At 68.1% G+C, this 14,813-nt stretch carries 12 protein-coding genes; 8 read left to right on the top strand and 4 right to left on the bottom strand.

Going from position 1 to position 14,813, the window contains the following annotated elements; all coding sequences use genetic code 11:
• The first annotated feature begins 130 nt into the window (after positions 1 to 130).
• Together ACIBKY_RS44100 and ACIBKY_RS44105 are read left to right on the top strand one after the other, a co-directional pair.
• A complete protein-coding gene (locus tag ACIBKY_RS44100) occupies positions 131 to 4,672 on the top strand; it encodes a hypothetical protein (protein WP_397106757.1) in 4,542 nt (1,513 codons plus the stop codon).
• A complete protein-coding gene (locus ACIBKY_RS44105; RefSeq protein WP_397106758.1) occupies positions 4,669 to 5,130 on the top strand; it encodes a FixH family protein in 462 nt (153 codons plus the stop codon). Before ACIBKY_RS44100 ends, ACIBKY_RS44105 begins: the two co-directional genes overlap by 4 nt.
• 65 nt (positions 5,131 to 5,195) lie before the next feature.
• Here ACIBKY_RS44105 and ACIBKY_RS44110 read toward each other — a convergent pair whose 3' ends face one another.
• On the bottom strand, positions 5,196 to 5,816 hold the full coding sequence (locus tag ACIBKY_RS44110; RefSeq protein WP_397106759.1) for a LuxR C-terminal-related transcriptional regulator: 621 nt from the start codon (positions 5,814 to 5,816) through the stop codon (positions 5,196 to 5,198).
• Positions 5,817 to 6,435: 619 nt separating this feature from the next.
• Between ACIBKY_RS44110 and ACIBKY_RS44115 the strand changes: the two genes are divergently transcribed.
• Positions 6,436 to 7,473: a hypothetical protein gene (locus tag ACIBKY_RS44115; protein ID WP_397106761.1), complete on the top strand. Its 1,038-nt coding sequence runs from the start codon at positions 6,436 to 6,438 to the stop codon at positions 7,471 to 7,473.
• 246 nt (positions 7,474 to 7,719) lie between these two features.
• Here ACIBKY_RS44115 and ACIBKY_RS44120 read toward each other — a convergent pair whose 3' ends face one another.
• The 3 genes from ACIBKY_RS44120 to ACIBKY_RS44130 form a co-directional block, all read right to left on the bottom strand.
• Positions 7,720 to 8,763, bottom strand: a complete 1,044-nt coding sequence (locus ACIBKY_RS44120) for an ATP-dependent Clp protease proteolytic subunit (RefSeq protein ID WP_397106949.1) — start codon at positions 8,761 to 8,763, stop codon at positions 7,720 to 7,722.
• A 317-nt stretch (positions 8,764 to 9,080) separates the two neighbouring features.
• Positions 9,081 to 9,950: a hypothetical protein gene (locus ACIBKY_RS44125; RefSeq protein ID WP_397106763.1), complete on the bottom strand. Its 870-nt coding sequence runs from the start codon at positions 9,948 to 9,950 to the stop codon at positions 9,081 to 9,083.
• 45 nt (positions 9,951 to 9,995) lie between these two features.
• Positions 9,996 to 10,433, bottom strand: a complete 438-nt coding sequence (locus tag ACIBKY_RS44130) for a peptidase inhibitor family I36 protein (protein ID WP_397106765.1) — start codon at positions 10,431 to 10,433, stop codon at positions 9,996 to 9,998.
• Positions 10,434 to 11,164: 731 nt separating this feature from the next.
• Between ACIBKY_RS44130 and ACIBKY_RS44135 the strand changes: the two genes are divergently transcribed.
• The 5 genes from ACIBKY_RS44135 (at position 11,165) to ACIBKY_RS44155 (ending at position 14,805) form a co-directional block, all read left to right on the top strand.
• Positions 11,165 to 11,683: a sigma factor-like helix-turn-helix DNA-binding protein gene (locus ACIBKY_RS44135; protein WP_397106767.1), complete on the top strand. Its 519-nt coding sequence runs from the start codon at positions 11,165 to 11,167 to the stop codon at positions 11,681 to 11,683.
• A 36-nt stretch (positions 11,684 to 11,719) separates the two neighbouring features.
• Positions 11,720 to 12,016, top strand: coding sequence for a hypothetical protein (locus ACIBKY_RS44140; RefSeq protein ID WP_397106769.1), 297 nt, complete (start codon positions 11,720 to 11,722; stop codon positions 12,014 to 12,016).
• A 22-nt stretch (positions 12,017 to 12,038) separates the two neighbouring features.
• The gene (locus ACIBKY_RS44145; protein WP_397106771.1) at positions 12,039 to 12,659 is read left to right on the top strand and encodes a TetR/AcrR family transcriptional regulator; all 621 of its coding nucleotides are present in this window, start codon (positions 12,039 to 12,041) and stop codon (positions 12,657 to 12,659) included.
• Between the two features lie 40 nt (positions 12,660 to 12,699).
• Entirely contained in the window at positions 12,700 to 13,890 is a 1,191-nt protein-coding gene (locus ACIBKY_RS44150; protein ID WP_397106773.1) for a cytochrome P450, read from the top strand.
• A 183-nt stretch (positions 13,891 to 14,073) separates the two neighbouring features.
• Entirely contained in the window at positions 14,074 to 14,805 is a 732-nt protein-coding gene (locus ACIBKY_RS44155) for a hypothetical protein (protein WP_397106775.1), read from the top strand.
• Positions 14,806 to 14,813: the final 8 nt, after the last annotated feature.

Below are 14,813 nucleotides of genomic sequence, written 5' to 3' on the forward strand. Positions count from 1 at the left end.
GTCCCGGTGGCTCATTCGAGGCGAGCCTGTTGGGTCAACCTTAGGTCCGCAGGGATCAGATTGCGGCGGCTCGCTTGTCCCGGCACCGGCCGCGCGCGGTACTGGTGTGAACGGGGCAAAGGAGCGCATCATGGCGGACCTGTCGACGGTTGCTTTGGCGTGTGCCGGCATCGGGCTGGTGCTGATCAGGTTCAGAAGGCGCGGCATCGGAGTGCGGCTGCTGTTCGCCATGTCGATAGGCGCATGGGTGCTGGTGGCGGGTGGCGGGATGTGGGGAGTCAGTGGCGCCTTCGCGCAGCGCGTCGCGGCACCGGATCCGTGTGCGGCCGGTGCGCCGGTCAGGACGTTCGACATCTCCCTGATCAACCTCCCGCTCTTCCTGAATCGCTTCGGGGACGTGGTTCCCGAAGGGCGCATGTACGTCCTGGACGAGAACATCGCGGCGGTGCGGGCGAACTTCAAGAAGGCGGCCGATCCGTTCAGCCAGCGGGATCTGGTCGAGCCGCTGACCATCCGGGTGAATGACGGCGACTGCGTGTCGATCAGGTTCACGAACAGGTTGCGGGAGCCGGCGCCGGACCTGGAGTTCGACCTGGGAGAGTCGGTGTTCAAGCTGCCCGGTGAGACGGTGGTCGCCACTCCGGGGGCGGTCACCCCGGCCAAGCGACAGTTCGCACCGGCCAGGTCCGCGCGCAAGGTGCAGTTCGACACGACTGCGGCGCCGTACGCCTCGATGCACTTCGATGGGCTGAAGTATGACGTCGCCACGTCGGACGGCACGGCGGTCGGCAACAATCCGCCGTCCACCACGGCGCCCGGCGCCTCCACGACCTACCGGCTGTTCGCCGACGCGGAGGGGGAGTTCCAGTTCAAGGACGGCGCCGACATGAGCTCCGCGCAGACCGGGGCGGGCAACTTCATCGGATCGCACGCCTTCGGCGCCTTCGGCGCGATCATGGTGGAACCGGCCGGTACCACCTGGGTGGACTCTTCGACGGGCCAGCCGCTGAAGTCGGGCACCCGGGCGATCATTCAGAACCCGTCGGGCAAGGACTTTCGCGAGCAGGTCGTGTTCATGCACGACGAAGTGGAAGCGCAGCCCGGCATTCTGACGCGGCTCTGCCGTACCGAAGAAGACGAGGAGGACCGCGCGAGCGGTGAGTGCGTGGAACCGAGCGCGGCCGAACTGGCCAAGCTGAAGGCGGGCACGCTGCCGGGGCTGTCGGGCGGCGACGCCGACGCGCTGGTGCAGGGCGAGGTGCCGGTCAAGATGGAGTGGTTCGCCTTCAACTACCGGGCCGAGCCGGGATTCAACCGTGAGGAGGTGGGCTGCCCGGCCGCGACGCGGGCGGGGCAGGGGTTCGACGCGGCGGAGTGCGTGGGCGAGGAGACGAGCCTGTCGTCGTGGGCCTTCGGCGATCCTGGCGGCGGAGACCTGGTGTTTCCCAGTTACCGGGGTGAGCCGACCCAGTTCCGGCTGATCCATCCGGCGGAGTTCGAGACCCACACCTTCCACCAGCACGTGAACCGGTGGCCGTTCGACCCGAAGGACGAGGGCGGGCTGGAGGAGATCAGCAAGCCCACGCACCACACCTCGGTGAGCAATGCCCTGGACGTGCAGGCGGTGAGCCCGGGTTCCCACTACTCGCTGATCATGGAGGGCGGGACCGGCAGCGCCCATGACGACAAGAAGGCGACCTTCGGCGACATCATTTTCCATTGCCATCTCTATCCGCACTTCGCCAACGGCATGTGGGGCTTGAACCGCACCTTCGACAAACTCGAGGACGGCACGCGGCGCAATCCCGACACCACCCTGGTGGCCAAGCTCATCCCGCTGGCCGACCATGCGGCTCCGCCCGCGCCGACCGCGGACCAGCCCGGATTCCCGCACTTCATTCCCGGCGCGTTCGGCCACAAGAGCCCGAAGGCGCCGCTGGCCGTCGCGGAGCGGCGGACCGGGGCGGTGTTCGCGCCCACGCCCGCGGAGATTCGCGCTGCCGACGTCCGAGGTCAGGTGCCGGGCGGCTTCTTCCAGAACCCCTGCCCGGCCACCAGGTCGGACGGCCGGCCCATTCCCACCAAGACGTTCTACGTGTCCGCGATCGAGACCAAGCAGGTCTACAACCCGAAGCTCAACTGGAACAATCCACAGAGCCGCGTCTACATCGGCGGCACCACCGCGGCGGAGCGAGATACGAAAGTCGCCGAGGTGCGGAACGGCAAGAAACCCGAACCCTTCTCACCCTTGCTGAACGTCGGCGACTGCGTCGTCTACCACTTACGCAACGACCTTCCCGAGCAGTTCGGCGGCACCGTCTTCGACCGGCGGCAGATCACCAATGAGGTCGGCATTCACCAGCACATGGTCCAGTTCGACGTGCTGTCCTCCGACGGGGCCGCCAACGGCTGGAACTACGACCAGGGGGCCGACGCCACCGGACCCAACCGTGAATACACCTATCGCGACTTCGTGCACGCCGACACCGCGACGAACTCCTTCCACGATCACTTCTTTCCGAACGTGCACCAGGACAACGGCCTGTTCGGCGGCGCCACCATCCATCCGCCCGGCTGCGTCTTCCGCGACCCGACGACCGACGCGGCGGTGTCGATCGGCACCATCGTGGACGTCCATTGCGCTCCGGGCGCCACCGATTATCACGGCAGACCGGCCGACGGCGAGGACTACCGGAACGTGGCGTTGTTCGTCGAGGACCACGTCCCCATGTTCAAACCCGCGGACGCCGCCGATCCGAACGACGACCAGTTCGGCACGCCGGAAGGAGTGCCGATCTACCCGGCGAAATTCCCTTCCAGCAACGACGACCAGGGCGTGATGGGGGTCAACTACCGGCTGGAGCCGTTCGAGGCGCGCCGGAACTCCGACATGGCCAACATGTTCAGCTCCATCAGCCACGGAAATCCCAACACGCCGATTCCCCGCGCGTTCGAAGGCGACCGGGTCAAATGGCGGTTGTTCCAGCTGAGCCAGGAGGAGTCGCATGGCTTCAACCTGGAGCGCTTCCGCTGGAAACAGGAGCCCAACGATCCGCATTCGCCGTGGGTTCAGGCCCAGCACATCAGCGTGCTCGAGTACTTCGACGTGAAACTCGACATGGGCTATGAGATGTACTGGCCGGGAAACCCCGGCGAACACCGGAACTACCTCTACGACTACGGCGGGTCGGACGACTGGTTCCTCGGCACCTGGGGAGAGCTCGTCGTCTACGGGTGCCGTGAGGGATTCGAGCCGCCCACCGGGCGGCTGGCCTGGCTCCCGGACAACGTGCCCCATCACATCTGCGCAGGCCCGCAGCCGGAGAAGGCCGGACCAAAGATCCCCATCCCCGGCCTCAACAACCCGTGTCCGCACCTGCCCGACGAGACGATCACGGTGCCGATCAAGCGGCACACGGTGGTGGCGTTCAACAAGGACATCACCTACAACGCCGCGGGCGACCACGATCCGAACGGCGCGATGTACGCGCTGGAAGAGGACGTCGCGGCGATCAAGGCGGGCACGAAGAAGGCCGAGCCGCTGATCCTGCGGGCCAACGCCGGCGACTGCATCGAGATCACCCTGAAGAACCAGCTGGAACCGGCCAAGATGGCTCCCCACTGCTTCGAGGGCACCGAACCCGGCCAGCTCGGCTTCCGCGATCCCGGCGAAGGCGGACTGACGCTGCCGGGCTGCCTGGACCAGCCGCCGAAGAACGAGCACAACGTGCCGGGGTTCAAACCGCTCCCGGTCAGCTCCCGGGTCGGCCTGCGCTCGGCCATGGCCGACAGTCATGTGGACAGCTCAGGTTCCAACGTTGGCACCAACTACCCTGACACCACGGTCGCCCCGGGCGGGTCGATCTTCTACCGGTGGTACGCGCCGGAGGAGGACGGCTCCACCGGCCTCGGCATCCTTCAGGACTACGCCGACCCGCTCAACCACGGACATCACGGCCTCTACGCCGGCCTGGTGATCGAGCCGAAGGGATCGACCTACCTCGACCCGAAGACCGGCGCCGGCCTGAAGAGCGGCACGGACGCGGTGATCGTCGACCCGAACGGCAAGGACTTCCGCGAGCACGTGATCCTCATGAACAGCGACCTGTCGCTGGTACGCAAGAACACCAACCACCCGGTTCCCGACAACTACGACCTGGCGCTCACCCCGAGCCACGAGGCCGACGACCCGGAGGACCAGGGCGAGTTCGCGATCAACTACGGCAACGAACCGTGGAGCCACCGATACACCCGCGATCAGGACCTGGCCAAGATCTTCTCCTCGCGGGTCCACGGCGACCCGGCCACGCCGCTCTTCCGCGCGTACGCGAAGGACCCGGTGCGCTTCCGCGTCGGACAGGCGGTCGGCGACCCGCGATCGACCGGCTTCGCGCTGCACGGTCACAAGTGGCGGCGTGCCCCGGACGACCCGCAGTCGCAGCTGGCCGCCTTCCAGGGCCAGTTCAACCCGGGCGTGGTCCACAACATCCACCTCGATCCCGCGGTGACCGGCGGCGCCGGCGGACCGGACGGCACACCGGGCGACTACCTCTACCGGTCCAGCACGCTCGCCCGCCATCTCACCGGCGGACAGTGGGGCATCTTCCGGGTGCTCGCCGCGAAACAGGCCGACCTCATCGAGCTGCCCGACCGTGGAGGAGCACGCAGATGACGTTCCGTCATGGCTTCCTGTACGGCACGGCCGCCGGGCTGACCGCGGCCCTGGTGATAGCGCTGATCGCGTTCTTCGTCACCGATCCGGTCCCGGCGGTCTCCGCCGGCGGGCAGACCCGTTCCCCGGCCGCGCCGTCGGCCGGGGCGGGCCTGCCCGTGGGCATCGACGTCAAGGCCCGGCACCGCGGCAGCCTCAAGGTCGAGGTGACGGCCAGAGTCAGCACCAAGACCTACGACCCGCTGTCACGGGCAGGCGTGGTCATGTACGCGGACATGGTCGCCATGCCGATGGCGCACCGCCTGGGCCCGATCCCGATGAAGGAGGTGGCGGGCAAACCCGGCCAGTACGCGGCAGAGGCCCAGGTGCCGATGGCCGGCGAGTACGACATCCAGATCAGCGTCCAGCGCCCGCTTCCGGGGGAGGCGCATACCAGGCTCGACGTGGGCGCGGGCTGAGCCGTTCGTCAACGTGCCCGGCCTCGGCGGCGACTTTCAGAGGAGTCCGGCCTCGGCGGCGGCTGTCAGAGGAGTCCGGCCTTGGCCGCGGCGAACAGCGCGCTGGCCCGGTCGGTCGCGTCGAGCTTGGACAGGATCGGCTTGAGATTGCGCTTGAGCGTCGACGGGCTGATCGCCAGCTGGCGGGCGATCTCATCGTTGCGCAGCCCTTTGGCGACCAGCCGCAGAATGCGCAGCTCGTGCGCGGTCAGCGCGGGGATGGGCCCGGTCGGCTCGCGGAAGAGCGGACCGCTCGCGGTCGAGCTGATCACGACGTCACCCGCGCTGACCGCCTGCAGCCCGCGTAACAGCCCGTGGGGATCGGCATCGCTGGAGAACAACCCGCTCACCCCGAGCCGCATCACCTCCCTGGCGCCCGCCGAGTCGATGATGTCCACGACCAGCATGATCTTCACCGAGGGCGCGCTCTCACGCAGCCGCCGGACGGCCTGGATCAGGGCGGGGTCGAGCGTGCGCACGTCAAGGACGGCGATGTCGGGCGCACGCCCATCGATGGCGTGCCCGAGTTCGTCGAACCTGCGGACCACGGCGAGCACCGAAATGTTCGACGAGACCTGCCGTAGCAGCATTCTGAACCCCGCGACCTGAAGTCGCGAACCTTCGACCATGGCCACGACGCGGATCACATCACTCGTCTGCCCCCAAGACAGAATGACGCCGGCATTTTTATCTGCCCTTTACCAAAGAGGTTACCCAAAGATCGAAAAGAGTGTCATCCGCCCGATGGGGGATCTTGCACATCTTTGGATCCGCTCGCCGGACGCTCCCGTCCCTGGGCCTTGTGACACGCCTGCTGTCCCTGCCCGTGCTGTGACGTCTCCAAGGACGTGGAATCGCCGATGCTCGGGCACGAGAACGCGGTCGTGCGCCGTCAGGTCTCACGGGTGCCTGTGGCTGGCGGCGCTCTCGCAGGTTCCACCGCAGAACCATCCTCGGCGGCTTCATCAACGAGTACCGGATCGCCGGCCGACACCACGAAGAATCCCCAGGCCAGACGCCGAATCCTATTAATGAGTCCCACAGGGAGAACCCGGCATTGGCGTTACGGCTCCGCCGAGCGCGGGCCGTTTCTGGCCATTCCTCCACGATCCGTGTGGAGGTTCCACCACAATGTGGGCTCGGAGGTTCACGGTGGGATACGAGAGCCATTACTCCCGTCCAGCGCATCAGCGCCCGCTGCCGCCCGCTCCGCCGGCGGCTGTCGCTCCGCGCGCCAGGTTCCAGCGCAGGCTGCGCAGGCCCTGGGTGGTCAGACGGCTCAAGCATGAGGTCACCGGTCTGATGCGGCAGGCCGACATGCTCAAGGCGGCGGCCACGGGCCCGCCCGACACGCTGGTCGTGTCCCTGCAGAACGCCAGGACCGCGGTCGAGAGTGTGCGCACCGAACTGGGTGCGTGGGGCTTGATGGAAGTCCGAGAGGGTGATCGAGGCGCCGGGGTGGAGGCGCTGCTGGAGTTCGACATCGCCGAGGAACTGGCCCGCCGCGGGATCACGCTCGATTGGTCGGTCGAGGAACTCTTTGCGCGGCTGCGGCGCCAACTGCTCCAAACGGGACGGGTCGCTCAGGGGCAGGGCCGTACCTCGTCGTCGGACGGACCGGGCGGCGGCGTGAAGGATCTGCTGGACGCCGCGTTGTCCTCGCTCGACGAGTTGCTGGCGAACCAGAACGTTCGCAACGACAGCTGGCGGCGGCGGGCCCGCAAGCTGTTGGGGACGGTCTCGGAGCTGCTCATCACCTTGCTCGTGGGCATCGTCGCCGTCGGCTTCACAGTCCTGGCCGTCGACGAGCCACTGGCCAAGGAGATGACCAAGAAAGTCATCGACCTCCTGGCGACCGCCATGAGCCTACAGCTCATCTACGCGGTCAGGGAGAAACTGAAACCTCCGCAAATCGCCGCCGTGCTCCACGTGGCCGGTGAGGGAATGCGCAGTCAGGCGGGCCAGCTTCGGTTGATCATGAACAGGGTGGGCCTGCGGCGTGCGCTTTCGACCTATGAGATGCGGCAGATAGGGCATCTCGCGGTCTGCGTGTCGGGGCATGTCTTCACCGTGGAGCGACTGGTGGAGCTGTCCGACTGCGCGGAGTGGCCACAGGCGGGGGAGTATGTCCGGGTGTGTCGGCGGTTGCGTGAGCTGTGTGACGGCGCGGCTGAGTCCGACAGCTCCTCGGTGCTCACGCGATGGCGGTTGCGACGGGGGTTGGTGACCTCGTTGAACGAGGTCCTGGTGGAGCTCGACGGGTTCAGCGTGCCGGACCACTTGCCCATGAAGCTGCCTGGGTGACCGAGGCGGGCCTGCGATCACATCCCGCAGGAGGTACGGCGCGAAGGCAGCCGACGTCGATGAACAGCACGCCGCCTCAGGCAAGGGTCATACTTCGCGTCACCGCGGTCGGCGCCCAGATCGCAGCGTGGAAACCTCGAGTTCGCCCCCGATCCGCAGCCCAGGCGGGTCGAGGATCTGTGAACGGGTCGACCACCTGATGGAGCGACGTCCCGGGGCTGTTCACGGAGCCGGGGCGGGCCTGAACTATCTCGCCTTCCGGACCACTGCGTCCACGAGGCCATATTCGCAGGCGGACTCAGCCGTGAAGATTCGTTCGCGGCCCCCATCGGTCTCGATGCGTTCGATGCTCTGGCCGGTGTGATACGCAATGCGCTCGACGAGCGTGCGTTTGACATAATCCATTTGCGCAGCCTGGGCTTCAGGGCTGGCAGCACTTCCCCCGCCACGCGGAAGAGTCACGACTATCTTGGCATCGCGTAGCGCAAAGCGCTTTCCTGATGCCCCTGCGCAGAGCAGGAACTGACCCATTCCCGCCGCCATTCCCATGGCGACGGTACAAATGTCATTGGGGACATACTCCATCATGTCGTAGATGGCCATTCCAGCTGTGACCGAACCGCCCGGAGAATCTATATAGAGCCAAATATCGCGCGTAGAATCATCGGCCGAGAGCAGGAGGATTTCAGCGCAAATTCGGTTCGCGGCAGCGTCATCGACATCCGCGCGAAGGACTATGATGCGCTCGCGTAACAGCCTTTCATAGAGCTGCGCTTCCGAGTCGCCGGGCAGCGTGGAGCTCGACACCGAGGCCAAAGATTCCTTGACGCCGGGGACGTTCTCAGTGGTAGTGCGGTGCCGTTTCCTCAACAAGAGCAGGAATGCTCCACCCCCCGCTCTGATGATTGATTTACTTGAGGAATCCACATCCGTAGCTCGGCCCACCGCGGGGCCCAGGCCGCCACCAAGCGGCGGCTTCCCATGGATGCTTCCATCGGACCGAACGTGACCTATCGCGGGGCCGGGGCCGCCACCAAACGGCAGCTCCTCATGAATGCTTCCGTCGGACCGGACATGGCCCACCGCGGGCCCCAGGCCGCCGCCATGCGGCAGCTCCCCATAAATGCTTCCATCGGACCGAACGTGACCTATCGGCGGGCCGGAGCCGCCGCCAGTCGATAGCCGCTCGTGAATGCTTCCATCCGGCAAAACACTGCCAACTTTTATGCCATGATGCCGATAGATTTCCATGGAAACCTCTGCATGCTCGCCAGCTACAAGACCGAGCATGTCATACACCTGCTCCCTTGAAGCCTGACTCCGTCAACTTTTAAAGATCATTCACGAGCTACTGGGGCGGTAGCCAACTCGGCGGGCGCAGGGCCCACGGGGTGGCGCCAAGGCGCTGCTGAACCGGGCCGGATCCGCGAACGCCCGGTGGCCGTCCTCGTGGCGGCGGACCAGGCAGCCGGGCGGGGCCCAGGCGTCCGCGCCGGGCCCATGCCCTCGCTGTCGCGGACCCGAGCCTGATCCTCTGCCGCGCCGAGATCGTTCCGCCGCGCCTGTAGCGGTAGTTCGTTCAGTGCTCCGCGATCGACCGGGCCGGGTCAGTCGCGGGCGATGACCCGGTGGGCGACTTCAAGCTGATGGATCTTGACGGCCCTCAGCCGCTGGAACCTCTCCGGGTGGCTGCGGATGACGTCGTTCTGGATGCGGGTCTCCGCCGCCGCCCAGATGGCTACGAGGTCGGTCTTGTCCTTGCACCTCAGGTCGGCCTGGGCCGTGCGGATCTCCTGTGAGGTGGGTTGCCCCGTCTCCCAGCGTGCGTCGGTGATCGCTGCGAGCGGATCGGGATAGCGGAAGCCTTCGCCCGCCATGCACGCGCTCCAGGAGCGGAACGCCCTCCTGACCTGCTCGTCGCGCTGGGAGGCGTCGAAGGAGGCGAAGATGGTCTTGTTGAAGAAGCTGGCGTCGGCCTTCGGCGCCCCGGCCGACATGTGGTCGCGCGCTCGGTCGAGGCATCGCTCGGCGGCCTCTCGCACGTCCGGCGACGCCTGCGTCATCCGTGCGAGATCGTTCTCTTTGCGCGCGGCCACGGCCGGCCGGTCAGGCGGTGTGTGGTACCCGAACACGTCGGCCATCTCGGGTTCGAGGATGCCGTAACGGCGACGGTGCGGTGGTTCGCTCTCGCTGTCGGCAGGGCCGGGAAGCACGTGCCAGGCCATGCCGCGGGCCCGCAGGCAGTCGCGGACCAGCAGGTCCTCGGCAACCTCCAGGGTCATGTTCTCGGCCGGGCTGAAGTCGTAGGCGTCGAAGGGGAGGGTGAGCCTCCTGGCCTGCTCGCCGCCTTCCGGGGCGGTGGCTGTGTGCGGCCGGGCCGGCGAGATCGCCACCGGTGCCGCCGAGCAGGCAGCGACCGCTCCGGCGAGGAACGCCGATGCCGGGGCGATGCTCCATCGCCGGAGCGGATCGATCATCTCCCGTGCCCGGTGGACGCTATCGCATCGTCTGCGTGGGCCACGTCAGCGCTTCAGCGAGGTGGTCTTGTTGTCGAAGCCGTTGTTGGTGAGGTCCTTGTCCTCGCTCTCGGCTCGTGCGGCGTACCCCGAGGCGCCGGCACAGTTACGGCGGTCGTAGAACCGGATCTTCCGGTTGTATTTGTTCTTGTGAGAGCTCGCCCAGTTGTCGTATCTGTTCGGCAGGGTCCCGCATCTACCGGGGGCGGGCATCCTGATCTGGATATAGGTCTGTCCTCGGAAGTCGTCGTGCTCGAACAGGCACAAGCGATTGTTGGCACACGCAGCTGACCGCACGGCCACTCCGCCGACGACCTCGTAGGAGACTTCTTCGCCGGGCGGTGCCGCAGGGGCCGCGACGGCATGGGCGGCGGAGCCGTAGCCCGCCAATCCCATGAAGCTGAGCGACATGGCGCCGGCGATGAGAGCGGTCTTACCCTTCATGTGCATTCCTTTCCATACGGTGTGGACGACGACGTTCCTCAGGAGCTCCCCTCTCGGGTACTCAGGCGACGAACGAGGGGCAGCTGGGGGGACGGCCGGCTCGGAATTGTTCGAGTCGCCAGGTCGGGAGCAGCCGCCGGGGGACGAGGCGGTTGGTTCAGGGGCGGCGTTCCGCGCGGTCGCGACCACCTTGTCGCCGCGCGACAGGGCGGCCTCGGCGAAGTTGCGGCCCAGGCCGCGGGACGAACCAGACCTTGCTCATGATGTCTTTCCCGTTTCCTCTGCGGTTGCGCGGCGCGCAACGGGGCCAGAGCTATCGCTCGCGTGGAGTCCTGATGACCATGCGGCGGCGGCGCCCCGGACTTTGTGACAGCGCGGCCCTGTGACGTGTGTCACCGGTCACGGGTGTCACACAGCGGTCGGCGCCGGCGCCTTGTGCATAGAGCAGGAGCCGCGGGGACCAGGCAGGAGCCAGGTATGAACGATCGCAGGGACGCGACGACGGGCGCGGCCGGGCCGATGCCTGCCGGCGGCCGGATGGACGGCGCTGCCGAGGCGACCGAGGCCTTCCTCGCCCACCGCAACCTGCTGTTCACCATCGCCTACGAAATGCTCGGCTCGGCCGCCGACGCCGAAGACGCCCTGCAGGAAACCTGGCTGCGGTGGGTCAAGGTCGGCAGGGGGCAGGTGCGCGACCAGCGCGCCTCTCACCCACCGAACGTGCCGTCTTCGTGCTGCGCGAGGTCTTCAGCATCAGTCACGAGGAGATCGCGGCCGCCGTCGGCAAGAGCTCCGCGGCCGTGCGGCAGATCGCGCACCGCGCCCGCCGGCATGTCGATGCCCGGCGGCCGCGTGAGGTGGTCTCCCCGAGCCAAGCCCGGGCGGCGCTGGAGTCGTTCCGGCGCGCGCTGGATACCAGGGACCTGCAGGGCCTGCTTGACGTGCTCGCCCCGCAGGTCGTCCTGGTGAGCGACGGCGGCGGCGTCAAACAGGCCGTGCCGCAGCCGATCACCGGCGCCGGCAAGGTGGCCCGCATGATCGTCAGCGGCCTCGGCAAGGCCCAGGTCGCGCTCACCAGCGAGCCCACCATGGTCAACGGCAACCCGGCGCTCCTGCTCCGCGTGGACGGCGAGATCGACGGCGTCATAGCGGTCCGGGTCGAGGATGCCCGCATCACCGGTCTCTACTACGTCCGCAACCCGCGGAAGCTGACCCGCATCGCATCAGAGACCCCGCTCACCCTGCGATGAACACCACTGACGGGAACTATCACCGGGAGGTCCTTCATGACGAACAGCCTCACCGGCCTCAAGCTGCCGGTCGAGCGTGGCTGCCCGTTCGCCCCGCCCGCCGCCTACGAACGGCTGCGCGAACAGGCGCCGATCACCAAGGTCCGCCTCACCAGCGGCGGCGAGGCATGGTGGGTGTCCGGGTATGAGGAAGGCCGTACCGTTCTCGCCGGCCCCCGCTTCTCCTCCGACAAGCGCAACGACGGGTTCCCGCTGTTCAACCTCGACGCGGTGACCCTGCATGCGCGCCGCCGGGCTGGTCCAGATGGCGCGTCAGGAGTTGCCCAGGGCTGAACGTTTGTTTAGCATGCTGTTCATGCGTTCAGAGTCCGATCTCACGGCGCGCGCCCGGATCCGGGACGCCGCACTCGACCTGTTCGGGCGCGAGGGCGTCAACCGGGTCAGCGTGCGCGCCATCGCCGCCCAGGCCGGAGTGTCGCCCGCGCTCGTCCTGCACCACTTCGGATCCAAGGACGGGCTTCGCAAGGCCTGCGACGCGTATCTGGTCGAGATGCTGCGCGGCGACGGCACCACCCCCGACCTCGACGACACCAGCCGAATCGGCTCGATGATCGAGGACGCCACGCCGATCCGGCGCTACCTCGCCCGCGCCTTCCTCGACGAGTCGCCCGACGCCGCGGCGCTCTTCGACTCGATGGTCGCCGGCTCCGAGCGCTGGCTGGAGCAGGGCGTCGCCGAAGGCTGGGTCAGGCCCGCCGCCGACCCGCACGCCCGCGCGGCCATCTATGTCAGCTGGCTGCTGACGCCCGTCGTGCTGCACGCCCATCTGGCGCGCGCACTCGGCGAGGACGATCTCGCCGAGACCGGCGCCACCCTGCGCTTCTCCGGCACCGCGCTCGAGATGCTCACCAAGGGCGTGTTCTCCGACGAGCGGGTGATGAGCGCATACGACAAGGTCCGAAAGGAACGGCCCTGAGCGGGCCTCGCACGAGCATCACGATCCTGAAGGGACTCGTATGAGCACCGACCTCACCGGCCTGTTCACCACCTCCGACCGGGACGCGTTCTTCGCCGACCTCGCCAAGGCGGGGCCCGTCGTCCGGGGACGCTACGTCGACGGCACGCCCATCTGGCTCGTCACCGGCTACGAGGAGAGCCTGGCGGTGCTGACCGACCCCCGGTTCAGCAGCGACCTGGCCCGGCAGGGCAAGCTCGACGTGGCCGCCGCGGCCGGACTGCCCGAAGACGTCCTGCCCTACCTGATGCGGACGCTCGGCGCCTACGACCCGCCGGATCACACCCGGCTGCGCCGGCTGGTCTCGCGGGAGTTCACCGCACGGCGCGTCCAGGCGTTGCGGCCGCGTATCCAGGAGATCACCGACGAGCTCGTCGACGCCCTCGCCGGCCGCGAGGAGGCCGACCTGATCGAGGCGCTGGCCTACCCGTTGCCGATCAGGGTCATCTGCGAGCTGCTCGGTGTTCCGCAGGCCGACCAGGACACCTGGCGTTCGTGGTCGGCCGCGCTCCAGGCCGCCGACCTCGACGGGATCGCCGCCGGCGCGCGCGGCCTGGTCGCGTACATGGGCGGGCTGATCGAGGCCAAGCGCGCCGAGCCCGGCGACGACCTGCTGTCGGCGCTGGTCCACGCCAGGGACCGGCTCTCCGACGAGGAACTCACCTCGGTGGCGATCAGCATCCTGATGGCCGGGCACGAGACCACCGTCAGCCTGATCGGCTCCGGTGCCCTCATCCTGCTCACCGACCCCGCCAGGGCCGATCTTCTGCGCGGTGACGCCGGGGCGATGGCGGTGGCCGTTGAGGAGATGTTGCGCGTCAGCGGTCCCGCGGAGATCTCGCCGATGCGCTTCACCCTCGAGGACGTCGAGATCGGCGGCGTCGCCATCCCCGAGGGTGAGGTGGTGCAGATCGTCAACGCCGCCGCCAACCGCGATCCGCGCCGGTTCGCCGGCCCGGACCAGCTGATGCTCGACCGGCACGACAACGCGCATCTGGGGTTCGGGCACGGCATCCACTACTGTCTCGGCGCCGCTCTGGCCAGGGCCGAGGCCGAGATCGCCCTGCACACTCTTCTGGTACGCCTGCCGGGGCTGCGGCCGGCCGTACCGGCGGAAGAGATCACCTGGAGGCCGGGGCTCGTGCGCGCGCTCACCGCGCTGCCGGTGCGGATCGCGCCGGGCTCGCCGTAACGGTGGATGCGGAGCGCCACCTACCACCCGCGCGATCGGCGTCGCCGCCGCGCAGGCCGGTCAGCGGTGACCTGCTGGTCTTCGGCCGCCGGGAGATCGCCGGCCTTCCGCAGCGTACGGACGATACGCGACGACGCCGTTTCGTAAATCGGGCTCTCAGATGTGAAGCGCACGGTGGAGAGCATGGAACCCAGTCGCAGAACAGTCCTGACCGCGATCGCGGCGGCAGGGCTGACCGGCGCGTGCGCCGCCGAGGACACCCCGCGAGCACCCGCCGCGGCCCCGGGCTCGTCGGCGGCGGTCTGCTTGACCACGCCCGAGGCCACCGAGGGGCCGTACTACCTGTCCAGGCAGTTCGTCCGCCGCGACATCAGGGAAGGCAAGCCGGGCCTCGTCCTGGACATGGCCCTCACGGTGGTCGACGTGGGGCGAGGCTGCGCCCCCATGCCCGGGACGCCCGTCGAGATCTGGCACTGCGACGCCTACGGCTACTACTCCGGCTTCGTGGGGGAGTCGCCCGGCGAGCCGGTGCCGCCCGAGGACGGCGTGGGCGACGACCGCACGTTCTTGCGCGGCGTCCAGGTGACGGGCGGTGACGGCGTCGCCCGCTTCACCACGATCCTGCCCGGCTGGTACGGCGACCGCGTCACCCACATCCACGTCAAGGTCCACAAGGGCGGCCAGGTCGGCCTGGTCTACGAGGGCGGCAGTATGGTGCAGACCACGCAGATCCTGTTCCCCGACCACGTCGTCGAGGCGGCCAAGGGGCGCGAGCCCTACAGCCGCCACGGCCTCGCACCCGTGAAGCTGGCCGACGACATGGTCTATGGCCGCACCGACGACCCGGACACGCTGGTCCCGGCCATGACCGCGACCGCCGACGGCTACACGCTGACCATGACCCTGGGCGTCTGACCGGCCCT

The organism is Nonomuraea sp. NPDC050394 (assembly GCF_044459065.1).
Taxonomy (GTDB): domain Bacteria; phylum Actinomycetota; class Actinomycetes; order Streptosporangiales; family Streptosporangiaceae; genus Nonomuraea.